General features: G+C 36.0%; 23 protein-coding genes. 14 read left to right on the plus strand and 9 right to left on the minus strand.

All coding sequences use genetic code 11. From position 1 onward, the window contains the following. Positions 1–403: 403 nt before the first annotated feature. On the plus strand, positions 404–1,639 hold the full coding sequence (locus tag ACJJVW_RS00215; RefSeq protein ID WP_298327971.1) for an ABC transporter permease: 1,236 nt from the start codon (positions 404–406) through the stop codon (positions 1,637–1,639). Positions 1,640–1,726: 87 nt separating this feature from the next. Beyond that, entirely contained in the window at positions 1,727–3,160 is a 1,434-nt protein-coding gene (locus ACJJVW_RS00220) for a sodium:solute symporter (protein ID WP_405250341.1), read from the plus strand. A 42-nt stretch (positions 3,161–3,202) separates the two neighbouring features. Here the strand turns inward: ACJJVW_RS00220 and ACJJVW_RS00225 are convergent, their stop codons facing one another. From ACJJVW_RS00225 to ACJJVW_RS00235, 3 genes are all read right to left on the minus strand, one after another. Further along, complete coding sequence (locus ACJJVW_RS00225; protein WP_405250342.1) at positions 3,203–3,586, minus strand: CoA-binding protein; 384 nt, start codon at positions 3,584–3,586, stop codon at positions 3,203–3,205. A 403-nt stretch (positions 3,587–3,989) separates the two neighbouring features. Beyond that, positions 3,990–4,607 (minus strand): trimeric intracellular cation channel family protein, encoded by a 618-nt coding sequence (locus tag ACJJVW_RS00230; RefSeq protein WP_298327964.1) that lies wholly within the window; start codon positions 4,605–4,607, stop codon positions 3,990–3,992. Further along, positions 4,607–5,332 (minus strand): RDD family protein, encoded by a 726-nt coding sequence (locus ACJJVW_RS00235; RefSeq protein ID WP_405250343.1) that lies wholly within the window; start codon positions 5,330–5,332, stop codon positions 4,607–4,609. Before ACJJVW_RS00235 ends, ACJJVW_RS00230 begins: the two co-directional genes overlap by 1 nt. Positions 5,333–5,367: 35 nt before the next feature. Between ACJJVW_RS00235 and ACJJVW_RS00240 the strand changes: the two genes are divergently transcribed. The 7 genes from ACJJVW_RS00240 (at position 5,368) to purB (ending at position 13,149) form a co-directional block, all read left to right on the plus strand. Continuing rightward, positions 5,368–6,360, plus strand: a complete 993-nt coding sequence (locus ACJJVW_RS00240; RefSeq protein WP_405250344.1) for a stage II sporulation protein M — start codon at positions 5,368–5,370, stop codon at positions 6,358–6,360. A gap of 3 nt (positions 6,361–6,363) precedes the next feature. Next, positions 6,364–7,305 (plus strand): hypothetical protein, encoded by a 942-nt coding sequence (locus ACJJVW_RS00245; RefSeq protein ID WP_405250345.1) that lies wholly within the window; start codon positions 6,364–6,366, stop codon positions 7,303–7,305. After that, positions 7,298–8,104: a DUF4129 domain-containing protein gene (locus ACJJVW_RS00250; protein ID WP_405250346.1), complete on the plus strand. Its 807-nt coding sequence runs from the start codon at positions 7,298–7,300 to the stop codon at positions 8,102–8,104. The genes ACJJVW_RS00245 and ACJJVW_RS00250 overlap by 8 nt, the downstream gene beginning before the upstream one ends. Continuing rightward, positions 8,101–9,318, plus strand: coding sequence for a DUF4350 domain-containing protein (locus ACJJVW_RS00255; RefSeq protein WP_405250347.1), 1,218 nt, complete (start codon positions 8,101–8,103; stop codon positions 9,316–9,318). The genes ACJJVW_RS00250 and ACJJVW_RS00255 overlap by 4 nt, the downstream gene beginning before the upstream one ends. Beyond that, positions 9,318–10,385, plus strand: a complete 1,068-nt coding sequence (locus ACJJVW_RS00260) for a MoxR family ATPase (protein ID WP_339849068.1) — start codon at positions 9,318–9,320, stop codon at positions 10,383–10,385. Before ACJJVW_RS00255 ends, ACJJVW_RS00260 begins: the two co-directional genes overlap by 1 nt. A gap of 8 nt (positions 10,386–10,393) precedes the next feature. Next, the gene (locus ACJJVW_RS00265; RefSeq protein ID WP_405253034.1) at positions 10,394–11,728 is read left to right on the plus strand and encodes a DUF58 domain-containing protein; all 1,335 of its coding nucleotides are present in this window, start codon (positions 10,394–10,396) and stop codon (positions 11,726–11,728) included. A 77-nt stretch (positions 11,729–11,805) separates the two neighbouring features. Beyond that, positions 11,806–13,149 (plus strand): adenylosuccinate lyase, encoded by a 1,344-nt coding sequence (gene purB / locus ACJJVW_RS00270; protein WP_405250348.1) that lies wholly within the window; start codon positions 11,806–11,808, stop codon positions 13,147–13,149. A gap of 85 nt (positions 13,150–13,234) precedes the next feature. Here purB and ACJJVW_RS00275 read toward each other — a convergent pair whose 3' ends face one another. From ACJJVW_RS00275 to ACJJVW_RS00285, 3 genes are read right to left on the minus strand one after another with little or no spacing between them, the layout of a single operon-like run. After that, positions 13,235–15,052, minus strand: a complete 1,818-nt coding sequence (locus tag ACJJVW_RS00275) for a hypothetical protein (RefSeq protein WP_405250349.1) — start codon at positions 15,050–15,052, stop codon at positions 13,235–13,237. 16 nt (positions 15,053–15,068) lie between these two features. Further along, complete coding sequence (locus ACJJVW_RS00280; RefSeq protein ID WP_405250350.1) at positions 15,069–16,415, minus strand: GntP family permease; 1,347 nt, start codon at positions 16,413–16,415, stop codon at positions 15,069–15,071. 4 nt (positions 16,416–16,419) lie between these two features. Continuing rightward, the gene (locus ACJJVW_RS00285; protein ID WP_405250351.1) at positions 16,420–16,920 is read right to left on the minus strand and encodes a gluconokinase; all 501 of its coding nucleotides are present in this window, start codon (positions 16,918–16,920) and stop codon (positions 16,420–16,422) included. Positions 16,921–17,214: 294 nt separating this feature from the next. On the opposite strand from ACJJVW_RS00285, the gene ACJJVW_RS00290 reads away from it, so the two are divergent. Beyond that, positions 17,215–17,730, plus strand: a complete 516-nt coding sequence (locus tag ACJJVW_RS00290) for a hypothetical protein (RefSeq protein ID WP_405250352.1) — start codon at positions 17,215–17,217, stop codon at positions 17,728–17,730. Here ACJJVW_RS00290 and ACJJVW_RS00295 read toward each other — a convergent pair. Continuing rightward, positions 17,708–17,863, minus strand: a complete 156-nt coding sequence (locus ACJJVW_RS00295; protein ID WP_405250353.1) for a hypothetical protein — start codon at positions 17,861–17,863, stop codon at positions 17,708–17,710. The two genes, ACJJVW_RS00290 and ACJJVW_RS00295, sit on opposite strands and share 23 nt — an antisense overlap. Before the next feature lie 379 nt (positions 17,864–18,242). Further along, the gene (locus tag ACJJVW_RS00300; protein WP_405250354.1) at positions 18,243–19,598 is read right to left on the minus strand and encodes an NAD-dependent succinate-semialdehyde dehydrogenase; all 1,356 of its coding nucleotides are present in this window, start codon (positions 19,596–19,598) and stop codon (positions 18,243–18,245) included. Between the two features lie 162 nt (positions 19,599–19,760). Here ACJJVW_RS00300 and ACJJVW_RS00305 point away from each other — a divergent pair, with 162 nt between their 5' ends. The 3 genes from ACJJVW_RS00305 to ACJJVW_RS00315 are packed head-to-tail and all read left to right on the plus strand — an operon-like array spanning position 19,761 to position 21,469. Then, entirely contained in the window at positions 19,761–20,660 is a 900-nt protein-coding gene (locus tag ACJJVW_RS00305; protein ID WP_405250355.1) for a mechanosensitive ion channel family protein, read from the plus strand. Positions 20,661–20,687: 27 nt separating this feature from the next. Then, positions 20,688–20,993 (plus strand): ribosome hibernation-promoting factor, HPF/YfiA family, encoded by a 306-nt coding sequence (gene hpf / locus ACJJVW_RS00310; RefSeq protein WP_298327901.1) that lies wholly within the window; start codon positions 20,688–20,690, stop codon positions 20,991–20,993. An 11-nt stretch (positions 20,994–21,004) separates the two neighbouring features. Continuing rightward, the gene (locus tag ACJJVW_RS00315) at positions 21,005–21,469 is read left to right on the plus strand and encodes an arsenate reductase family protein (protein ID WP_405250356.1); all 465 of its coding nucleotides are present in this window, start codon (positions 21,005–21,007) and stop codon (positions 21,467–21,469) included. Positions 21,470–21,530: 61 nt separating this feature from the next. Here ACJJVW_RS00315 and ACJJVW_RS00320 read toward each other — a convergent pair whose 3' ends face one another. After that, entirely contained in the window at positions 21,531–22,127 is a 597-nt protein-coding gene (locus tag ACJJVW_RS00320) for a nitroreductase family protein (protein WP_298327895.1), read from the minus strand. Positions 22,128–22,405: 278 nt separating this feature from the next. Between ACJJVW_RS00320 and ACJJVW_RS00325 the strand changes: the two genes are divergently transcribed. Continuing rightward, a complete protein-coding gene (locus ACJJVW_RS00325; RefSeq protein WP_298327892.1) occupies positions 22,406–23,701 on the plus strand; it encodes an OmpA family protein in 1,296 nt (431 codons plus the stop codon). Positions 23,702–23,737 lie beyond the last annotated feature (36 nt).

Genomic DNA, 23,737 nt, shown 5'->3' on the forward strand with positions numbered 1-23,737 from the left:
ATACTGTTTATATTAATCATTGCTGAGAAGATGTTTACAGTCAAATCCCTGCAAATCCACTACCAATATTACCAAACGGCATTGCACAAATATCTTAAAAAATGAGGGGTTGCGAGCAAGATTTTTAAACTTTGACAAGACTTCTTATTTCATTCTCTTTTACTCATGTGAGTCGCTACGCAAAAACAATGCTCTCTAGCCCCGATTGTAGTGTAAATCCCGAAAGCAATGGCTTGGCCATGCTGAGGAATTGCAACGGAAAGCGGGAGGAAACGCTCGCAAATACACAAAACTTTTGATGCTCCCTATAACTAAAACTGAAAAGAATCTAGAAATAATGGTAACGTTTTGACCACTTGATAGTCTTATTGTAAATTGTTCCAACCAATTCTGATCTAAAAATATGTTTTCACTCTTCCGCGAGAATCTTCGTATTGCCTTTGATAGTATCAAAAGTCAGCTTCTTAGAACTGTCTTAACCGTTTTTATTATAGCGATAGGAATTACGGCTTTAGTAGGTATACTGAGTCTCGTAAAGGCGCTTGAGAATACAATAAGCTCAGATTTTGCAAGTATGGGAAGTAATACGTTCAATGTACAACGTTATGAGTTTACCTCTAGACGCTCTGATGAGAAGCAAGTCATTAACCCGATTATAGGCTATCGTCAAGTAAAAGAATTTACAGAACAATATAACTACCCTACTGCGCTTACGGCTATCTCTTTTCAAGGAACACGAAGTGCTGAGGTGAAGTACGAAAGTGACAAAACAGATCCAGAAGCAAGTGTGGTGGGTGTGAATGAAAACTTTTTAAACAACTCCGGACTCAAGCTAGAAAAAGGAAGAAACTTTACTTCTTTTGACATCGATAATAATACACGAGTGTGCATACTAGGAAGTGATTTTTATAAAAATATCTTTAAAGATGACAACCCCATAGGCAAAACGATAAGTGTACGTGGTACTAAGTTCAACGTAATCGGGATGCTTGAGGAAAAGGGTGCCACCTTTGGAAACAATCAAGATTTACGCGTGCTTATCCCTATACAAGTGGCGAGAACTATGTATACTCAAGCAAACATTAATTATAATGTGAGCGTGATGGTAGAAGATGCCGAATATATAGATAGTGCTGAGGAAGAAGCTATTCTCACCTTTAGAAACATACGCGGACTCTCACCTATAGAGGAGAATAACTTTGGGATAGGACGCAGTGATGACCTGATTAATCAGATTAGTGAGATTACAGGCGTACTAGGTGTTGCTGCCTGGGTAATTAGTATTATCACCATTTTTGGTTCATGTATTGCCCTTATGAATATTATGCTCGTTTCTGTAACGGAGCGTACACGAGAGATAGGTGTAAGAAAAGCACTGGGTGCCAAAAAATCTGTAATTGCCGCTCAGTTTCTATATGAAGCAATTATCGTTGGACAACTAGGCGGACTTCTAGGAATCATACTTGGTATAAGTATAGGAGCACTAATAGCCTCTGTTGCTGGATTTGTATTTACAACTCCATGGGGAGCAATCATTGCGGCAACAATTATAACTTTTGTTATTGCTATTCTATCCGGATTATTTCCTGCTATAAAAGCTGCTAAGCTTGACCCAGTAGAGTCATTGCGTTATGAGTAGTAGGTAGTAATTATCTAGATAATTTTATTCTTACAATCTGCAATTATTTATCAAAAGGTTATATTCGTATGACCTAACGATTCATGTATGCAACCCATTCATATTTTACTTCTCATTGGAGGATACTTCGGTATCTTAATGCTTATAAGTTACCTTACAAGTAGAGGAGATTCTAACACAGACTTTTTTAAAGCTGGAAAGCAATCCCCTTGGTACCTAGTTGCCTTTGGGATGATAGGTGCTTCGTTATCTGGAGTTACCTTTATTTCTGTACCTGGATGGATTGAGGCATCAAGCTTTAGTTACTTTCAAGTCGTACTTGGTTACACTGTGGGTTATGCAGTCATAAGTCTTGTACTCCTACCTCTCTACTATAAGCTCAACCTTACCTCTATTTATACTTATCTTGAAGGAAGATTTGGTACATACTCTTATAAAACGGGAGCCTCCTTCTTTTTATTAAGTAGAATTATAGGTGCAAGTTTTAGATTGTACTTAGTAGCAAACGTTTTACAACTACTCGTTTTTGATGAGATGGGTGTTCCGTTTTTTGTTACAGTTACGATCACTATACTGCTTATCTGGTTATATACCTTTAAAGCAGGTATCAAAACTATTGTGTGGACAGATACCTTGCAAACACTCTTTATGCTTATCGCAGTAGGTGTTGCTATTTACTTTGTAAGTGACGAGATGGGACTAAGTGCAAGTGCCTTAGTCAATCTTATTTCTGAAAGTGATATGAGTCAGATTTTCTTTTTTGACGATTGGAAAAGCGGTGACTTCTTTGTAAAACAATTCTTATCTGGAGCTTTTATTTCTATTGTAATGACAGGACTTGATCAAGATATGATGCAAAAAAATCTTACTTGTCGCAATCTAGAAGACGCACAAAAAAATATGTTCTGGTTTACCATAGTGCTTACCATTGTAAATCTTGTATTCTTAGCACTAGGATTATTACTCACTGTATATGCTTCTCAAAATGGAATCGATGCTCACAAAGACCAACTCTTCCCTACCATTGCTGTAAATAGCGGCTTAGGAATAGGACTCGCTATTGTTTTCTTACTAGGATTAATTGCAGCTGCATATTCAAGTGCAGATAGCGCGCTTACCTCACTTACCACTTCCTTTAGTATAGATATTCTAGAGATCGAAAAGAAATACGACGCAATTAAACAAGTTACCATACGCAAGCGCATACATATCGCTATGTCTATAGTACTTATACTTGTAATCATCATTTTCAAATATGTGATTGCAGATGCTACTGTAATTGCAAAGTTATTTACGTTTGCGGGATATACTTACGGTCCGCTATTAGGACTTTATGCCTTCGGCTTATTTACAAAGTGGAATGTGAACGACAAGTATGTTCCTGTCGTTGCCATTGCTTCGCCTATCCTAGCCTACTTTATAAGCGCTTTTGCTTCTACGGTTGGGTTTGAATTTGGCTTCTTTATATTGATCTTGAATGGCGCCTTAACATTCTTAGGACTACTTTTTATTAAGAAATAATGGGTACGCTTTCGCGAAAGCGTGATTAGAAAAACTACCGCTTTAATATTGACCCGTAGCGAGCATAACAAGGGTGCATGCAGATTCTGTAAGAATACCTTTAGATTGTAATTTCATGGCAAATGCAGGATTCTCTGTTCCTGGATTAAAAATCACACGCCTAGGGTTGAGGTCTATGATAAAATCATAATACTCCTCTTGACGCTGTGGATTGAGATACAAAGTAATGGTATCCAGGTTTTCTTTGAGAGTATCACATTGTGCGACCGCTGTATCAAATGTAATAATCTGCGTAGTGCCTACTTTTCCTTCTCTTAGACCGATTGCAATGACAGGAATGTTTAGAGCGTCTAAACGTATAATTGCACTATGTGAATATCTCTGTGGCTTCAATGAAGCGCCTATAACCATGGTAGCTTTTAACATAAGGTAAAGTTAAATAATAATTATGGTGTAACGTTGACTCAATTAAACCGTCTATAGGGTAAGTTAACTTATTTGTTAGGAACGTTTTTAATTCGTTTTGATGGTTAGTGTTTATTAAAAACGATACCTAGCAAAGAAATCCCGAGAACTCGAGTCTCGGGATTTTGTTTTTTGAGGCTTTTCAGTCCAAATAAGCCTTCCCAGGTTAAAAAATTGTTAATTCAATACATGCCTTGAAACTTTGCTCACTTTTTCTCGTCTATGAGTATATACTGTAGTCTCAACACTGGAACTAACTTTTGGTTTTATAAATTATTTGAATTAGCCTTTAAAATATTTTAAACCTGTTTTCTAAAGAGTCTATTAGGTTTTAAAAGGTTTTTGCTAGCGCAGAAACCTTTTTTTATGCTTGCTGTTTCCTATAAACACTAGGTAAGCTCCATTTCTTTACTACAGCGAGTGTTCTTATAAGAATAGTGATACTGCCTGCAATAAGCATCGCATATACTTTAGGTAAGCCAGAAGTTTCAAGTGACAAATAGATACTTCCGCCTAGTATACATACGGTGGCATATATCTCTTTATGAAAAATCACAGGGATTTCATTACATAATATATCACGCAACACTCCACCAAAACATGCAGAAATAGTACCTAGCACTACACAAATAACGGGATGTAAACCTGCTGCACTTGCTATTTGAACTCCTGCCATCGTATATAAAGCAATTCCAATAGTATCAAACAAGAATAAGGAACGTCTAACATACTTGAGCTGACTTCTAAAAATAATAGCTATGATGGTCGTTCCAAATATTACGTACACAAACGTCATATTGAGCATCCAGCTCACAGGGGTTTTCCCTATGAGTATATCTCTCAAAGTACCACCACCTACAGAAGTGACAAGCGCAATAATAAGAATGCCAAAAACATCCATTTTTTTACGCATAGCCGTAAGCGCTCCGGATATTGCAAAGGATATTGTCCCGAGTATATCAATAATTGTAGTAATCTCCATTATTGCTGTGTATAGTAGTTGTAATCTGCAAGGACACGCTCTACAAATTGAATATTGTTCTCGTCTGGAGTAGTTACATCCATTTTCTCCCTGAGCCTATCTGCTAGTTTTATAATCACATTGTGATTACCATTGCGCTTAGCATTTAAAAATAGTGTTTTAATAAGCTGTACATCTTTATCATTAAAGACGGTAACTTGAGGATAAGTAGGCACGTAATCTAAAGGAATATCTACTATGAGACTATCAGAAAGACGCACACGTTTCTTTTCTGTTATTACGGTAGTTCCTGCTGCCATATCTCCTAAGCGCTGTCCTTTCTCGCTTATTAATATACTAACTACGGCAATACCCCCAGAGGAACCTGCAATATCAACAATGCGCATAATCCACCGTACAAAATAGCTTCCAAAACCTGGTTTTGAACCATCTAGCTTGACTACTCTAATTTTCATTGCCGCTTTCCCCGGTGTTTTTCCGTCCCAGAATGTTTCAAAAAGAATGTAATAAAGAAAAATAGGCAAGCCCAGCACCATATAGTAAACCCATAAATCCCCCATAGACTGGGAGTCTAACCCAAACTGTGCTATTAAAAACAAAGAAAAAATCCAATAAGCAATCAAAATCAATCCATCAATTAGGAATGCAAGAATGCGATCGCCTATGCTCGCAACATTCTGATAAATACTTACATTTTGGGCGGTTTCTATTTGAAAGTTATCCATATATTCTTTTTCTTTACCTCTATAACAAGGTGTATATGCGTGAAGCTGCTTTTGTCAAGCAAAATAAGGATAAATGGTTAACATTTGAAAGTGTTCTGGTCAACAAAGATCAGATTCATCCAGATGAGCTATCTAGTCTTTACATGGAAGTGACAGATCACCTAAGTTATGCGCAAACATTTTACCCTCAAAGCAAGACTTTAGAGTATTTAAATCACCTCGCCTCTCAGTCTCATCAAATCATCTATAAGACAAAACGTGAGTCAAGTAAGCGCTTTATAACATTCTTCACAGAGGAGTTCCCACTTATTATGTATCGCTACCAGCGACAATTGCTTATCGCTTTTTTAACCTTTTTACTGTTTAGTATTATAGGCGCTTACAGCGCTGCAAATGACGGGTCTTTTGTAAGAAGCATTATGGGTGACGGTTATGTAAACATGACACTCAGTAATATTGAGAAAGGAGACCCTATGGGTGTTTATAAGAAGCAAGGAGAGCTCAATATGTTTTTAGGGATTACCATAAACAACATAAAAGTAGCATTGATGGCTTTTGTGTATGGAATCTTCTTAACCATAGGATCGTTGTACATCATCATGCGCAACGCTATCATGCTAGGCAGTTTTCAATACTTCTTTTTTGAGCAAGGCGTAGGCTGGGAATCTGTGCGTACTATATGGATACATGGTACTATAGAAATCTCAGTAATAATCATAGCAGGATGCGCAGGCATGGTGCTAGGTAATTCTATTTTATTTCCTCAAACATACACACGCCTAGAATCTTTTAAAAGAGGAATGAAAAATGGTCTCAAAATCGTTGTAAGCACCATACCTCTTTTTGTGATAGCAGGCTTTCTAGAAGGGTTTGTAACAAGACATACAGAAATGCCAGACTGGCTTGCAATTGTAATTATCGCAAGCTCTCTCGCTTTAATCATATTTTATTACGTGTACTACCCTATTAAAAAACATAAAGAAGAAGCTGCTAGACTAGCGCTTATTCCTAATCTTGAAAATTTATAATTAATGACCTTAACTAAACTAGTGGAATTTAGAAAACAGCGTGAACTTGGCCAGATCATAAGTGATACATTCACCTTCTTACGCCGTAATGCAAAACCACTTCTTTCTGTACTTGTGCGCACTTGTGCCATCCCATTTATTCTTCTCATTGTCGCGGTGGGATTCTATACAAAATCTACAGCGGGTGCAAATTTCTTAACAAGTTTTGGTGATGGATCAGATATGAGTAGTTTCTTCATCTCCGTTGCATGCCTTGCCATTGTGGGTATTATATACAACTCAATGCTTTATGGAAGCGTTTCTGAATATATAAAAGCTTACATCGCTGGAGGTGACGTTCCTGATCCTACTACAGTAGTAGATACTATTAAGTCAAAAACTGGAACCTTTTTAGGTCTAGGTTTTACAAACTTATTGATCATCCTAGTTGTCGCATTAGTTCCTGTGGGATTAGGTGGTGCCATATTTGCAACAGGATCTGAGGCTATAGGTGTCTTAGTTGTGATACTAGCTATCTTCCCATTACTTTATGTTTATGTGAAGCTTAGTGTGATCTTTCCTACGCTTATAAACAAGAATCTTAGCATAAAGGAAACTATAAAAGAGAGTTCAAGCTTGATTAAAGATGAATGGTGGATGACGTTTATAACGCTTATCATCATTGGTTTTTTAATTGGGGTAATTGGCTTTGTTTTTCAAGTTCCCGTGGTTATTTATACGCTTATTAAGACTATAACTAGTGTACAATCTGGTTCTATGGGTGATCCTACAGCGCTTTTTGATAACGTTTATCTTGTGTTACAGGTTCTTGCCTCTGCAATGAACTATATCTTATACACTATACTCGCTATCTCTACAAACTTTATTTATTTCAACCTTAACGAGCGTAAAAATCAGGCAGGAAGTCTTGATCAGATAAACAATATAGGCAGCGATAATGCATAAACTGTGGTTGCTATGTATGCTGTTTCTATGTTCGCTTTGCGCGAAAGCTACTGCTATACAACAAACTAAAGAAGAAACTACTACTGAGGAAATCGTTGAAGAGAAAGTAATCTATCCCGAAAACACCTATCATGATCCTCGTGGTATTGTTTCTTATGATGAGGGAACAGTAATACCGCTTCCCATCTCTGAAAATAGTCTTGATGAGTACAAACAAGACGATGAGTTCAATTATAAAGAAGCGACTCCAGAAGATACCTGGTGGACACGCTTTAAAAGAAAAATTGATGACTTATATAGCGCCTTCATACGCTGGCTTACTGGTGGTAATGAAGCATCTGGTATCTGGGCAGTCGTAGTAGAACTACTACCCTATTTGCTAATCATAGGTTTACTAGTATTCTTTGTATGGCTATTTATGAAAATAGATAGCGGTTCCTTATTAATGGAAAAAATAAAAGCTCCGGAGACATTATTATCTGATGATGAGGAACTCATACAGCGACAAGACCTGGACCAACTCATTGAGCAGGCTATTGCTGCTGGTAATTATAGACTAGCTGTGCGTTTTTATTATCTACGTGTACTTCAGAAAATGAGTGCTCAAGATCTTATATACTGGCAAGTACAGAAAACAAATCATGACTATTTATTCGAGATAGAAGATCTTAATTTAAGAAACCAGTTCAGAAAAGTGACAGATATTTACGACTATATCTGGTATGGAAATTTTGAGGTTGATGAGACCGCTTTCGCGAAAGCAAAAACCTCTTTCACCCAAATAAATAATGAGCTATGAGCAATAAATTTAAAGTAATTGCTGGTGTGCTACTACTTGCTCTTGCACTCGTTATTTATATGGAGTCAAGTACTAAGGAAGATATAAACTGGTATCCAAGTTATACGAAGACAGATAAAATCCCTTACGGAACGTATGTGTTACACGATCTACTAGAAAACAACTGGAAAAAGGATAAGTTTAAGGAAGTGCGCATACCTCCTTATGAGTTTATGTCAGATAGTACGGATGCACGTGGTACTTACTTATTTGTAAATGATTACATCCTTTTTAGTGAAGACGAATCACTCAAACTGTTATCATGGGTAAGTGAGGGCAACACGCTATTTATTGCAGCAAGAGGTATTGGAGAGACTATACTAGATACCTTGTCTCTAGAAACTGATCTATATTATGATTATGATAATTTTGAGCGCAAGCCGCTTGTAAATCTTGTAAACCCAAGCTTACGTAGAGAAACTCCTTATCATCATGACGTTGAGACCACCGCTGCCTTTTTTGAAGAGTTAGATACTATTAATACGGTTGCTTTAGGGGAGTTTGGCCTCATGGTTGACAAAGACACCATAACCGTCGCAGAGCCTAGAATAAATTTTATAAAACAAGATTTTGGTAAAGGTGAGATTATCATCCATCTTATGCCTGAGACGTTTACCAACTATTTTATATTAAGAGAGGATAACTATACATATACAAAGAATGCACTGTCATATCTAGATCAGAATGAAGTGCTTTACTGGGATAATAATTATAAAAATGGTAAAACTATTTATACGAGTCCGCTGTATATATTCTTTCAAAATAGATATTTGAAGTGGGCATATTACATCCTACTTATAGGTGCTTTTTTATGGGTGGTTTTTGAAGGAAGGCGCAAGCAGCGAGCTATCCCAATTATAAAACCACTACCTAACCAGACGCTCACATTTACAAAGACTATTGCGGGAATGTATCTTGATAAGAAAGATCACAAGAGCATCGTGAGCCATCAAATAAGTCATTTTCTAGAGTTCATACGCAGTAACTATGCTCTAGACACCAATGTGATAAGTGAAGGATTTATCAATAAGCTAGCATCCAAAAGCAGCAACACACTAGAGCAAACTAAATTACTGATTAATTATATGGTGGCTTTAAGAGCTAAGCAAATCATAAGTCAGGAAGAATTATTAGAACTTAATAAACGCATAGAAGCATTTAAAAATCAAAAATAATGGACGATATCACACCACAAGATCCAGATAATACAACAGATGGAATCACTAATGCTACTCCTACTCCATCGCAAGATGTAAATCAAGCAGATGAAGGAATCGCGTTTACTAATAGAATCCCATTAGAAGAACTACGCAATGCTGCCGAAGCAATACGAGCAGAGCTTGGTAAAATTATTATTGGGCAACACGAATTTATAGAGCTCCTCATTGTTGCTTTACTTTCTGATGGTCACGTTCTCATAGAAGGTGTTCCTGGTATCGCAAAGACAGTAACTGCAAAGTTATTTGCAAGAACTCTAGACACACAGTTTGGACGTATACAGTTTACACCGGATTTGATGCCAAGTGACGTATTAGGAACTTCGATTCTTAATATGAAAACTAGCGAGTTCGAATTCAAGAAAGGTCCTATATTTTCAAACATCGTCCTTATTGATGAGATTAACCGTGCACCAGCCAAGACACAAGCTGCACTTTTTGAATCTATGGAAGAACGCCAGATTACTATAGATGGCACAAAATATACCATGGAACCTCCTTTTATGGTGCTTGCAACTCAAAACCCAGTAGAGCAAGAAGGAACATATGCACTACCAGAAGCACAGCTAGACCGTTTTCTATTTAAGATTAAAGTAGATTACCCTACACTAGAACAAGAAGTAGCTATACTGCAGAGTCATCACGATCGTAAGGGTGGTGCTCCACAAAAAGGTATTGAGGCTGTACTTAATCCAGCTAAGCTTGCAGATTTTAGAAAGCAAACACAAGAAGTGCTTATAGAAGAAAAGATTTTAAATTATGTCGCAGAGATTGTTGTAAAATCTAGAACGCACCCACATTTATACCTTGGAGGATCTCCTCGTGCATCACTTGCTATCATGAATGCTTCAAAAGCATTTGCTGCCATTGCAGGTAGAGACTTTGTGATTCCAGAAGATGTAAAACGTGCGGTTATACCAGTAATGCGTCACCGTTTAATACTCGCTCCAGAGCGTGAAATGGAAGGAATGACCACAGAGCAAGTGATCGATATGATTGTTCAATCTGTTGAAATACCACGATAATAGTGGCTATTATAAGATTTATAAAAGGTTTTTTTGTTCACCAGCGCCTGTTTTATGCGCTGGGAGTTATCGGTGTACTTTATTTGATTTCCTATTGGTTTAATAGCCTATTTGGAATCACTAATATCTTACTGCTATTATTGGTGCTCGCATTTTTTGTGGATGCATTAGTTCTTTTTCGCGCAAGCGGAAAAATAAAAGGTGTAAGAGAACTACCAGAAAAATTCTCAAACAGTGATGCAAACGAGCTACCTGTAATTCTTGAGAATAAATACCCATTTGCAGTAACGCTTGATATTATAGATGAAATACCAGAGCAGTTTCAAAAACGTGATTTTAGTAAAGTAATTGAGATTCCAGCACGAGAAACAAGATCATTTGTATATTCCTTGCGTCCTACAGAGCGCGGTGAGTACACTTTTGGGCATCTCAATGTGTATGTGAGTACAAAGCTCAAACTTGTAAAACGTCGCTACCGCTTTGAGAAAGATCAGATGGTAAAGGTGTACCCATCTTTTATCCAGATGAAAAAGTATGCATTTCTTGCCCTAGATAATAGACTTACTATGCACGGCATGAAAAAAATACGCCGCCTGGGACACACGATGGAGTTTGAGCAAATTAAAGATTACGTCCCTGGTGATGATGCACGTACCATTAACTGGAAAGCAACGGCAAAGCGTGCGAGCCTGATGGTAAATCAGTTTCAAGACGAGAAGTCGCAACCTGTATATGCGCTCATAGATGCTAGCCGTGTGATGAAGATGCCTTTTAAAGGCCTGACGCTTCTGGATTATGCGATTAACAGTACGCTGGCATTTTCTAATATTGCTTTAAAGAAAAAAGACAAAGTGGGCATGCTCACCTTTGCAGAGACTATTAAAAATCACCTTCCTGCGAGTAGTAAAAAAACGCACTTGCAGACTATTCTAGAGGTGCTTTACAATATTGATACTAAGTTTTTAGACAGTGATTATGGTGCGTTATACAACCAAGTAAAACGTAAAATCACACAACGCAGCTTACTACTATTGTACACAAATTTTGAGCACATAACTGCGCTTGAAAGACAGTTACCTTATTTAAAAGCGCTTTCGCGAAAACATGTCTTGGTGGTTATCTTTTTCCAAAACACAGAACTCGATCAGCTTATTGCAACACCTGCCAAAACACTTCCCGAGGTGTATCACAAAACGATTGCCCAAAAAGCAGATCTTGATAAAAAAGTAATGGTTGCACGACTTGAACAATACGGTATTCAAACCATATTAACTAAGCCAGATGATCTCACGGTAAGTACTATTAATAAATATCTAGAAATTAAAGCAAGAGGCCTATTATAATCTGTCGATTTTTGCATTAGAATTCGGATAGACGAAGTCTTCTATATATATTTGTCCCTTAACTAAAATCACAACAAATGTCGTTGTCACCACTTCAAGCCATCTCACCTATTGATGGTCGTTACGCTTCAAAAACAGAAACTTTAGTTCCTTTCTTTTCTGAAGCCGCACTTATCAAATACAGAGTAAAAGTAGAAGTAGAATATTTTATCGCCTTGTGTGAGCTACCACTTCCGCAACTTGAAGGCGTAGATAAAAGTGTTTTTACCGCTTTGCGCGAAATTTACCAAGACTTCACTACAGAAGATGCGCAGGCAATAAAAGACATTGAGAAAGTAACAAACCACGATGTAAAAGCGGTTGAATACTTTATCAAAGAAAAGTTTGATGCACTTGACCTTTCATCTTACAAGGAGTTTATCCACTTTGGATTAACGTCTCAAGATATTAATAATACTGCGATCCCGATGTCCCTTAAAGACGCGATGAATCAAGTATATATTCCAGAACTATTGGAGGTTGTAGATCACCTTAAGCAGCTTGTAGACGAGTGGGCAAATATTCCATTACTAGCTCGTACTCATGGACAACCAGCTTCTCCTACTCGTTTAGGAAAAGAGATTGAGGTTTTTGTAGTTCGTATAGAGGAGCAGCTTAATCTATTAAATGATATTCCTAGTGCTGCAAAGTTTGGTGGTGCTACAGGAAACTTCAACGCACATAAAGTAGCATACCCATCTATAGACTGGAGAGCATTTGGAAAGTCATTTGTACATGACACGCTTAAAATGCACCACTCCTTCCCTACTACACAAATAGAGCACTATGATCACATGGCGGCATTATTTGATGGATTAAAGCGTATAAATACAATTTTAATTGATCTTGATCGTGATTTCTGGACCTATGTGTCTATGGATTACTTCAAGCAGAAAATTAAAGCTGGAGAAGTAGGTTCTAGTGCAATGCCACATAAAGTAAACCCAATTGACTTTGAAAACAGTGAAGGAAACTTAGGTATTGCAAACGCTATTTTTGAGCACCTTTCTGCAAAGCTACCTATCTCAAGACTACAAAGAGATCTTACGGATAGTACAGTATTGAGAAACATAGGTGTTCCATTAGGACATACATTAATAGGATTACGTTCTACTGTAAAAGGATTGAACAAGCTATTAATAAATGAAGAAAAAATCGCTGCCGACCTAGAGAATAACTGGGCAGTAGTAGCTGAGGCTATCCAAACTATTTTAAGAAGAGAAGGATATCCTAATCCTTATGAAGCACTTAAAGCACTTACTAGAGTAAACAGTAAGATTACAAAGAAGTCTATGGCTGAGTTTGTAGATACACTTGAGGTAAGCGCGGCAATTAAGAAAGAATTAAAAGCAATTACTCCTCAAAATTATACGGGGATATAGTAGTTCGCTTTCGCGAAAGCGCAACACTCATTAAATTAAAAGAGCTAATTTTCATAAATTTAGCTCTTTTTTTTTAATACCTATCTTATTTTTTTATTTGTCTAGGCTCAAAGATACCAGGCTTCTTGAGCTTTAATCTCTCTTCTACAGCTTTATTTTCTCTACTGAAATCTATAGTCCACAACTGGTTATTATTGTTAACATATATAGAACCTGATGAAAGCTCATCTATCGTATTATTTGACAGATTTAAAGCACTAGCATATACACCATAACTTCCACCTGTAATAATCGTTTTTTTGCCAGCTAGTTTGTTATTACTTAAATTCCACTCACCATTTCCATAAGCATATATAGAACCCTCTAAGCGCTTATCAAATGTGCTATTAGTTATACTGATACTATTTAATGTTACATCCATCACTTTACTACTCGGATAAATGGCAAATCCTTTAGGAATTATATTTTTATTATTACTATCAATAGTAAATGAACAATTATTAAAAAGAATTTTATTTTTTATCTTACCAAGCGTTGTTAAATAGGAGGCATTTACAGATTTAATTGTATTAGAATTGATATCGTATGGTAATAAGATTTTACAATTATCAAATACTCCATCTACCGAATTTAGTAGTCTCTTAATCGTTAGCGTACTATTAACGGCTTCAAAGCGGATAGATCTTACTACAAAATCAGTAGAGGTTACATTGTCTACTTTCAATGAACTATACATTGGATCACCATAATCACCTTCCGTATACTCAATAGTGCTAATAGTACTATTTCTCATGATAGCATGCCTCTGCCTTTCTCTTGTAGATACAGAACTCGCGACAGGTTCAACTTGTATATATCTCAAGTCAAGATTCTCCATTAAAATATTATCACTAAAACAGCTTATTTCTAGATCACCTCGTTGTCCATACTTTAAATTTGGACGATTGTAGCCGTTGAAATCTTTTTCTGTGATATTTTCTATAATTACCCGACCCACTTTTGTAGAGGCAGCTGAAAAATTTATACCCGCTCCAATTTTATCAATAATTTCAAGATTCTTAAGTTTGATTGATTCTATTCTTTCTGGAGCATTCTTACTAGATGCCCAAGACCAACCGTGCGCTTGCTCCCATTCATATAGTGAAGATGGAATTTTTGTCAATGATCGTCCATTTTTATCAATTGAAAAATCTGACAGTTCAATCTCATTAATATTATTTTTATTATTCAAATAATGGTAAAATATTTTAGTGTATCTCCCAAAACGTTGTGTCTTACCATCAAGTTCTCTGAAAACAGTTTTATTCTTTCCAGCACCAATCAGTTTAAAACTTTGACCAGATTGAGTCATTTCAATTCTTAGTGATGTCTGTTTTGTTTTAGAATTTATGTCTCCAATTAAATATACTCCTTCATTTACACGTAAATCTAAACCGCCTTTGATTGATGCATTAATGGCATCTTGCAATGGTATTATATTATCAGTGCCATAACTCCCCATGACATTGCTAACATTATTTAAAGCTCGATCATTCAATAATACAGTGGTAGGATTTATTACCTTATAAATAGTGCTCAATAAATGTTGACCACCATCACCTGCACTTGCAATACTTACTATTTTTCCTCTATCCGCATCTGTAAATAATGCCGAATTTGACCTAAGTTCATTTCCTTTTACACTAAAATCAACCAATTGGATAGCATCACCTTTGGCTCCGAAATTTGCAGCTTGGATATATAAACTAGTAACATCTCCTTTTGAATACTCAGGATTCTCTATAGTTTTCCGTTCTAAATCTGTAGGTTTCTCATTTTGAACTTGAGTTCTATTGACTGTTACTAACTCTGCATTGCCACAAGAGCAAATAATAAAACTTAAAAAAAATATTACTATTCTCATTTCGAAGAAATTAAATTTATACTATAAACCAGAGTACCGTAGATACAACAAGTCCTACGATTGCAATGAGTGAAGTCATGACTGTCCATGACTTAAATGTCTCTTTCTCTGTGAGACCAAGGTACTGCTTCACGAGCCAAAAGCCACTGTCATTTACATGAGAAAATATACTAGCACCTGAAGCTATTGCAATTACAAGCACTGCTAGCTGTGGCGCGCTAGTTTCTGTTAAACCTAACAACGGAGCTGTTATTCCAGCGGCGGTAATCATAGCCACCGTTGCACTTCCTTGCAATACTCTTACAATAGCCGCAACGAGAAAACCAAAAACCACAGGAGGAAAGAAGTCACCACTTAAACTCTCGGCAATCATTGTTCCTGCTCCGGTATCTATTAGTATTTGTTTAAAAGCTCCACCGGCACCGGTTAGTAAAATAATAACTCCAGCTGGATAGAGAGATTTTGTTGAAATATCAAGAAGTTCATCTCTAGTAAATCCTCTTTTAATTCCTAAGAAGTACCACGCAACAACATTTGCAATGATAAGTGCAACAAATGGATGACCTAGTAAATTTGCTCCAAAAATCAGCCAACTAGGTAAAGTTCCTTCCTGAAATAGTGGACTGTTAAGTACAGTATTACATACTATTAAGAAAATAGGAATCGCTATTATAAGTAATATGCTACCTGCACTTGGTGCATTTGCTGGCACTTCCATTTCTGTCACCATATCTTCTGGAGATGTGATATGCATCCTTTTTGATAAATATCGTGCAAGTAATGGCCCAGCAATAACAGCCGCAGGTAAACCGGCTAAAAACCCGAATATTATAACATAACCAAGATCGGCTCCTAAAATTTCGGCTACAGCAATAGGTCCTGGTGTGGGCGGTATAAAGGTATGCGTGATTGCTAGTCCTGCAAGCAGCGGAATAGCATAGAGAAGCAAGGACTTTCCCGTTTTCTTCTGCAATGCATAAACGATAGGTATCAAAATGATAAATGCTACGTCAAAAAATACGGGAATAGCCACAAAAAATCCAGTGAGCATGATTGCCCAAGGAGATTTATCTATCCCAAACTTTTTTAATAAGGATTCTGCTAGTCGCTGTGCTCCACCTGATCGTTCTAAAATAGCGCCAAATAAAGCTCCAAGCCCCACTACCGTTGCTACAAAACCTAAGGTCCCTCCCATTCCATTCTTTACGGAATCGAGAATAGATTTCGGTTCCATACCAGCAATTACACCTACTACAATACAAGTAATAAGCAGTGCTAGAAATGCCTGAATTTTAAGCCTAAGGATTAAAAAAAGTAAGACAGAAATTCCAACAATTACAGCCAGAAGTAGTTGATAATCCATAAACCTATTGTTCTATAATTTGTTGTATTCTTCTAATGATGTCTTCTTTTGCTAAGGTTGCTTCCACATGAACACCATAATGGGGTACTTCTAGTGTATCAAACTGTGATTGCAATAATGAAGGATCAAAAAAATGATTCTTTCTAGAAGCTAGCCGTTTGCTTAATGCTTCAAAATTTGCATCAAGATAGATAAAGTTTTGTTTTGCTTTCGCGAAAGCGGAATTAGAAAATAAACGCTCTCTATAACTCTCCTTAAGTGCAGAGCAAGCAAGTACCGCTCCTTTATCACTTGACCACTGTTGTATCTCTAGAGCTAGGCTATCGAGCCACGGCCATCTATCCTCATCTTGCAATGGTGTGCCAGATGCCATTTTATCTACATTAACTTGGGGATGAAAATCATCTGCATCGTAAAAAGGAACTTGTAATTGCTTAGATAACATCTTACCTATGGTACTTTTTCCGCAACCGGAAACGCCCATAACTATGTATACATTCTTCATTAAAATAAGGTATTTACTCCACCACTTGAACTATGAGGGATATGAAGATTTATATCTAATGGTAGGTTGGTTTTCCAAGCCTTCCGCAAATTGCTGCGCTAATTAAAACTTCTGTGAACACTTTTAGGTTTCTCTAAGTTATGATTATCTAAAAAGAAGCAGAATATCGCCACAATTTAAGATGGAAATTATATATTAAAATTTTTGATATTTATAATACAAATATAATTTGTAACACTTTATATTAGATATTATATAATAAACTAATTAACATTGGTTTAAATTAAATTTTAAATGAAAGGAAATAAAACAAAAAAAAATAAAGAAAAATCAATTGATTTTTTACAATACGAAATGTGGAATAACCATATTAATAATGTAAATGAAAATATTAATTATTCCATGAGAAGAATGGATTTATTAATAATAACTCTTTGCGGAGGTGGTCTTTTTGTTTTATTTGAAAGTTTAAAAGAATTAAAACAAAGCGAAAACCTAATCCAATTTAAATCAATAATTTTCCTATCGGGTATATTCTTTCTTATATCCATTATTTTGAATTTTCTTTCGCAACTTAGCTCATACGAAGCAAATATTTATGAAGTTAAATATGCACAACTTCAATTGAAAGATATTGGACACAAAACGTTAGATAAGGGTGAAAAAAAAAGCAGTGAAGAATTTGACAAGAAAAAAAACAAATATGATATGAAAACTAAGTATTTGAATCTTTTCTCAGTATTACTAATGTTATCAGGTTTAATAACTATAGTAATTCTTTATGTCCTTATTTTTTGGGTCGAACTGTAACTCTTAGTCCTTTTAATCCTGCAGCTCCATTTTTTGATGCCTTACCATCAGCAAGTCTGACGATTTTTGCAGAGCCACTTTTGTTATTATTTGCTTTTTTACTTCCTAAATTACTACCATTTTTTTTTGACATATGATTTTTTTTTAAAAATAAAAACAAATCCCTAACCAACAACCTGAATAACAGTGTAGTTATTAACTTTTATCCACACATAATTATTAATTATTAAAAAATATAGATCTTTTTATTTCCCTTTATGTTGCTAATAATATTATTTGATTTGAATCTTAATATTTAAAAAGTACTAGTAGTTAACTCTGGATGTCTACTACGCCAAATTTCATAAACTTTGTTTTGTGTAGCTAAGATAAGATTACTGTTGGCAGTGTAAAGGAGGTATCAGAATATGCCTTAAATTAGAAACAGTATCATTAATATAATCTATAAAATAGCCGATTCATAAAATTATGAATCGGCTATTTATGTTTTGCGCTTTCGCGAAAGCGGGCTATTATTTAATATAAACCGTCTTTTTATTTACAAACTCTTGAATACCGTCTATGGAGAGTTCGCGACCGTATCCCGAAATTTTTGTTCCTCCAAAAGGAAGATTAGGGTTACTCTTAACCATATCATTTACAAATACAGCACCATCTTCAAACTGCGGTATTAAGGTCTCCATGCGTTCTTCACTCTCTGTAAAAATGGATACTCCTAAGCCAAAATCAGATTGATTTACTAGATGTAATGCCTCCTCGTCAGTTTTAAATGTTGTTACTCCTATAACAGGCCCAAAGGTTTCTTCTTTAAATATTGTCATCTCTGGTGTCACTCCTGTAACTATCGTTGGCTCAAAATAAGCCTTCTGTCTGTGTCCACCTATTAAAATTTTTGCTCCTTCGGCAATTGATTTATTTAGTTGGTCTTCTAACTCTTCAGCAAGGTCTTCACGAGCCATTACTCCAATATAGGTATCTTCATCCATAGGGTCACCAGATTTTAATTCTGTCACCGCTTTCGCGAAAGCTTCTAAAAACTTGTCTTGAATACTTTCATGAATAATAAGTCTCTTTCCAGCGATACAACTCTGACCTGTATTTTGAAAACGCGCTTGCACACACGTTAGTACCGTTTCCTCAAAATTACAATCATCAAAAACTACTAGCGCATTACTACCTCCTAACTCAAGCACAGATTTTTTAATCTCGCTTGCTGCCGTGCTTGCTACGGCTGCTCCTGCTGGCTTACTACCTGTAAGTGTTATTGCCTTAATACGAGAATCTCGAACGATATTTTCAATGCGCTCACTTCCTACCGCCATATTTTGGAAACATCCCTTAGGAAGTCCTGCACGTTCAAAGACTTTTTGAATATTTTCTGCACTTTGCATTACATTACTTGCATGTTTTAATACACCTACATTACCTGCCATAAGCGCTGGAGCAATGAATCTAAACACTTGCCAGAATGGGTAATTCCATGGCATTACCGCAAGTACAACACCTATAGGTTCATATCGCACATAACTTTTGGAAGCATCTGTTTTTATCTCTTTAGGTGCTAGTTGTAATGGTGCATTATCTGCATAATATTCACATACCCAGGCACACTTCTCTACTTCGGCAATAGCTTGAGAGATGGGTTTACCCATTTCCTTGGTCATCATCTCTGCATATTCTCGAGCATTCTTTCTTAATTCTTTTGCTACATTATTAAGATGTTGTGAGCGCTCTGCAAAAGAGGTATTGCGCCAAGAAAGAAACGTTTGTTGTGCATTTTCAATTTTATCTTCTATCTCTTCTAAGTTGAGGGCTTTTATTTTGGCTACTTCTGTTCCGTTGTACGGATTTGTAGATACTATATTCATAAGTCATTTTTTTATAAAGTTAATACGTGCCTAGTGGTAAATGAGAAAGGTTAAGAGCATTTTAACTCGCTTGTACTAAAAGGTCTTAACAAAATGTGAATTGATAAGGTTTTAAGAATAAATGCAGGTAGGAGCAGTATTTTTAATGAACCAATCAGAATTATGTCTTTACAAAATACAAAAACGTCTGTTACAGAAGCATTTCAAGACTCTGTAAGCAATTTTATCGATCAGCTACCACAAATAGCAATGGGTATCCTTATTGTTGTCTTGGGGATTTTAATAGCTGGATGGATAGGAAAATTTGCTAGACGAAGAATTTCTGCCAGAACAGAAGATCCTTTGATGAGTAAATTTTTAGGAACGGCAATTAGATACACCTTCATTATCATAGCTATAATGCTCGCATTAAGAGCTGCAGGTTTGGGAGGTATCGCTGCAGGAATACTAACGGCAGCTGGAGCGAGTGCTGTTGTACTAGGATTTGCTTTTAAAGATATTGGTGAAAATTTTATTGCAGGAATTATACTTGCCTTTAATAGACCCTTCGACGTTGATGATACTGTTGAAATAGGCTCGAACTTTGGTAAAGTCAAAACACTTGATCTTAGATATACAAAGTTAAAGACCTTTGATGGCAAAGATGTTTATATCCCTAATAGTGATGTACTTACAGAACCGGTTACCAATTATACAGAAGATGGCTTTTTTAGATGGGATTTTATCATAGGGATTGCATACGAGGATAATATAGAAGGCGCAAAAGAAACAGTATTACAGGCGCTAGCTAAAGAGCCTAATGTAATTAATGATGAAATTCATGAAAACTTTGTCATTGAAGATGAACTTGCCACAAGTACAGTAAATTTAAAAGTATTCTTTTGGGTAGATACTAAAGACTTTAGAAAACAAGCTTTGATTACAAAAGGGAATGTAGTACGCAATGTAAAAGAAGCTTTAGAAGATGCTGGGTATTATATGCCTGCAGATATACAAGAAATTAAACTTTATGGCGGTGTGAAAGAATTTCCGCTTAGCCTTCGTCAGCTAGCTGACAAATAATAACTATCTTAATTAAAAATAAATACTATGGAAGTAATATTTGAATACCACGACGTAACTGCAAGTGCAGAATTAGAAGCTTTCGCGAAAGCGGAATTAAAAAAATTAAGTGATAAATATCAATTTGCACATAGAGCAGATGTTTTCTTTAAAACTGAAAACACATCAAGTGATCAAACTGGAAAAATAGCCGGAGTACAAATAAGTATGCCTGGTCCAAGATTATATGCTGAACATAGCTCTGATGATTTTTATCCTTCATTAAAGGAAGCAATAGGTGAAGTAGAGCGCCAACTTAGAAAAAAGAAAGAAAAAATGCAGTCTCACCACTAACATTAATCACCATGCCAACTGATATGACACTAGCAACAGATAATAATGAACTAATAGTAATCTACTCTTCTGAATCAAGTATTGGAAAACAAACGCTTGGTTATGCAAAAAGTAGCAATGCAAAACTGAATTTAATCAACATTACAGAAGCAGGACTTACTGGAACGCAGTGGAGTGAAGTGGCAGATTTACTTGGTGCAAGCATAGACGAACTAGTTTCTAAAGACCATCCAGATGTGGATGACTTTGCTAAAGATGCAACAATGAGTGATGACCACTGGATTAAATTTATACAGAATAATCCTAATGCTATTCAAAACCCTATATTAATACAAGGGAAACGAGCGAAACAAATCACAACTCCGTCGCAAGCTATGCAATTTATCGACGTTGACTCTGCTGGTCTTGAAAAGCACCCTATAGGCGAAAGCCCTGAAATTTCTTCTAATACAGATGATGAGCATCAAGTAGATTAATTAACAATAAAAAGAGCCACATTTAATATGTGGCTCTTTTAGTTATGGAAAATTTTTAAAATTATTCTCCTTTAAAAGTATCTTCATTAAAGTCTCCATTAAAAGTGAAAGACTCTTGTTTCTTTCTTGAACGAGGTTTTGTTTCTTCTCCTTGTAAATCCTCAGGAAGCTTATCAACATCTCCACCGTAGTATCCTACGGCAATACCAGTCGCAATATGATAATCATCCGGCACACTAAACTCTGACATTGCTTTTTTATAATTTACTCCAGCCATTTGATGCAGTGCTATACCCATGTGCTCTGCTTGTGCAGAAACGTTACCCATGAATAATCCTAAATCGTGCAAAGCATGAAAACTCTCCTTACCGTCATCGTTAGTCTTTTTATAGCCACCTAAAAATAGTGCTTGAGCGTTTTTTGCCCAAGATTGATTGAACTCATCAAGACAACTAAAAATTCGATCAAAAGCAGGAGTTCCCTTTATTCCCCATATAATCAACCAAGGTTGTAAATTATTAGAACTAGCTGCCCACCTACCTGCTTCAAACATCGTACGGAGTTCCTCTTCCTTTATCACATCGTTAGTAAAAACCCTTGGACTCCATCTAGTTGCTAAAATTGGTAATATTTCAAATTCAGTATTTGCCTTTTTCATAATTCTTTTTTTTTTACAAAAATATTTTTATGAATCAATATAGCTCTCTTATTTAATAATAATTAACAAATACCAAAATTAAATTTAGACTATCACAACAATTAAGGATTTCATTAACAATAATGCAAATAATAGCACCATATTTTATGACTAATACTACAATCTACACTTTGTGTTAAGTTTGTGATAATAAGGCGTTAATTAATACTAAATCCCTTGACCAAGACTTAAATATTGGTATTTTTGCGGCTTGAATATTTCAAAACAAATACTTTATTATGAAAAAAATTTCACTTGCTATAGTTGCCCTTGTTGGAATGCAATTAGCATTAAATGCACAAGAAACTGATACTCCTACAAATGACTTTAATAAGTGGTCTGTAGAGCTTACTGGTGGTGTTAACAAAGCTGTAAGACCATTATCATCTGGATTTTACTCTAACACTCCATCTCTTTACACTGTAACTGGCGGAGTAAGATACATGTTCAATGAGAAGTTTGGACTTAAAGGAGGAGTTGCTTATAATAGCTTCAGAAATGATGACGAGAGTCGTGAATTTGATACTGCTCTTTACAATTTTTCACTAGAAGGTGTTGTAAACGCAGGTAACATTCTTGGATTCAGAGAATGGACTGATACTTTCAATGTACTAGTACACGGGGGTATGGGATATTCACAATTAACAACTGATGCTCCTGCAGCAGTAAGAAATTTTGGAGATGGAGACCAAATGTTAAGCTTTATGGCTGGTATTACTCCACAAGTAAAAATTACTAATAGAATAGCACTTGTAGCTGACTTAACAGTAGTTGGAAATGTACGTCAAAATCTGACATTTGATGGTTTACAAGATCAAGGTCAAGTAAGCGGATTTGATGGTTTTTACGTAAATGCTACTGCAGGTATTAATATATATCTAGGTAAAGCAGACAAGCATGCAGATTTCTACTCAAGAGAAAATGTTGCTGAAGAGCAAATCGCAGATTTACAAAATCGTCTTACTAAGTTAGAGACTGATCTTATCGATACTGATCAAGATGGTGTTGCTGATTATTTAGATCGTGAGCCTAACACTGTATCTGGTGTTGCTGTAGATACTAAAGGTATCGCTGTAGACAAAAACGGAAACGGAGTTCCTGATGAATTAGAATCTTCTTTAGATATACGTTATGCTAAAAAAGGAGATATAGTTACTACTCAACCAGAAATGAAAACTGGAGGAGATGTAATCAAGAAACTTATCAATGAAGGGTATGTAAATGTATATTTCCAATTCAATAGTACTAAGCCAGAAACTTATAGCTTAGAATCAATTAACTACCTAATCAAGTACATGTCTGAGAACTCAGGTGCATCTGCTCAATTAGTTGGATATGCTGACGAAATTGGAAATGCATCTTCTAACCAAGGTCTTTCTGAAAGAAGAGCACAAAAAGTAAAGGATATTATGATAGCAGCAGGAATTTCTGCTAGCCGTCTTACTGCAACTGGAAACGGTGAAGATGCTTCTGTAGATAAAGCTTCTGCTCCTGCACGTCAGTTAGTACGTAGAGTTACTTTTAAACTTAACTAGTCGCAAGATTATTTTAAGTGTTAATTGCAGAGCCTC

It is taken from the genome of Dokdonia sp. Asnod3-C12 (genome assembly GCF_045063975.1).
Taxonomy (GTDB): Bacteria; Bacteroidota; Bacteroidia; order Flavobacteriales; family Flavobacteriaceae; genus Dokdonia.

Excerpts from the sequence above, each read along its gene's own strand:
- ACJJVW_RS00300 (WP_405250354.1), bottom strand. The coding sequence starts at position 19,598 with ATGAATATAGTATCTACAAATCCGTACAACGGAACAGAAGTAGCCAAA.
- purB (WP_405250348.1), top strand. The coding sequence starts at position 11,806 with ATGTCGTTGTCACCACTTCAAGCCATCTCACCTATTGATGGTCGTTAC.
- ACJJVW_RS00285 (WP_405250351.1), bottom strand. The coding sequence starts at position 16,920 with ATGAAGAATGTATACATAGTTATGGGCGTTTCCGGTTGCGGAAAAAGT.
- hpf (WP_298327901.1), top strand. The coding sequence starts at position 20,688 with ATGGAAGTAATATTTGAATACCACGACGTAACTGCAAGTGCAGAATTA.
- ACJJVW_RS00225 (WP_405250342.1), bottom strand. The coding sequence starts at position 3,586 with ATGTTAAAAGCTACCATGGTTATAGGCGCTTCATTGAAGCCACAGAGA.
- ACJJVW_RS00295 (WP_405250353.1), bottom strand. The coding sequence starts at position 17,863 with ATGTCAAAAAAAAATGGTAGTAATTTAGGAAGTAAAAAAGCAAATAAT.
- ACJJVW_RS00215 (WP_298327971.1), top strand. The coding sequence starts at position 404 with ATGTTTTCACTCTTCCGCGAGAATCTTCGTATTGCCTTTGATAGTATC.
- ACJJVW_RS00250 (WP_405250346.1), top strand. The coding sequence starts at position 7,298 with ATGCATAAACTGTGGTTGCTATGTATGCTGTTTCTATGTTCGCTTTGC.
- ACJJVW_RS00220 (WP_405250341.1), top strand. The coding sequence starts at position 1,727 with ATGCAACCCATTCATATTTTACTTCTCATTGGAGGATACTTCGGTATC.
- ACJJVW_RS00280 (WP_405250350.1), bottom strand. The coding sequence starts at position 16,415 with ATGGATTATCAACTACTTCTGGCTGTAATTGTTGGAATTTCTGTCTTA.
- ACJJVW_RS00305 (WP_405250355.1), top strand. The coding sequence starts at position 19,761 with ATGTCTTTACAAAATACAAAAACGTCTGTTACAGAAGCATTTCAAGAC.
- ACJJVW_RS00315 (WP_405250356.1), top strand. The coding sequence starts at position 21,005 with ATGCCAACTGATATGACACTAGCAACAGATAATAATGAACTAATAGTA.
- ACJJVW_RS00240 (WP_405250344.1), top strand. The coding sequence starts at position 5,368 with ATGCGTGAAGCTGCTTTTGTCAAGCAAAATAAGGATAAATGGTTAACA.
- ACJJVW_RS00320 (WP_298327895.1), bottom strand. The coding sequence starts at position 22,127 with ATGAAAAAGGCAAATACTGAATTTGAAATATTACCAATTTTAGCAACT.
- ACJJVW_RS00325 (WP_298327892.1), top strand. The coding sequence starts at position 22,406 with ATGAAAAAAATTTCACTTGCTATAGTTGCCCTTGTTGGAATGCAATTA.
- ACJJVW_RS00290 (WP_405250352.1), top strand. The coding sequence starts at position 17,215 with ATGAAAGGAAATAAAACAAAAAAAAATAAAGAAAAATCAATTGATTTT.
- ACJJVW_RS00245 (WP_405250345.1), top strand. The coding sequence starts at position 6,364 with ATGACCTTAACTAAACTAGTGGAATTTAGAAAACAGCGTGAACTTGGC.
- ACJJVW_RS00275 (WP_405250349.1), bottom strand. The coding sequence starts at position 15,052 with ATGAGAATAGTAATATTTTTTTTAAGTTTTATTATTTGCTCTTGTGGC.
- ACJJVW_RS00255 (WP_405250347.1), top strand. The coding sequence starts at position 8,101 with ATGAGCAATAAATTTAAAGTAATTGCTGGTGTGCTACTACTTGCTCTT.
- ACJJVW_RS00235 (WP_405250343.1), bottom strand. The coding sequence starts at position 5,332 with ATGGATAACTTTCAAATAGAAACCGCCCAAAATGTAAGTATTTATCAG.
- ACJJVW_RS00260 (WP_339849068.1), top strand. The coding sequence starts at position 9,318 with ATGGACGATATCACACCACAAGATCCAGATAATACAACAGATGGAATC.
- ACJJVW_RS00230 (WP_298327964.1), bottom strand. The coding sequence starts at position 4,607 with ATGGAGATTACTACAATTATTGATATACTCGGGACAATATCCTTTGCA.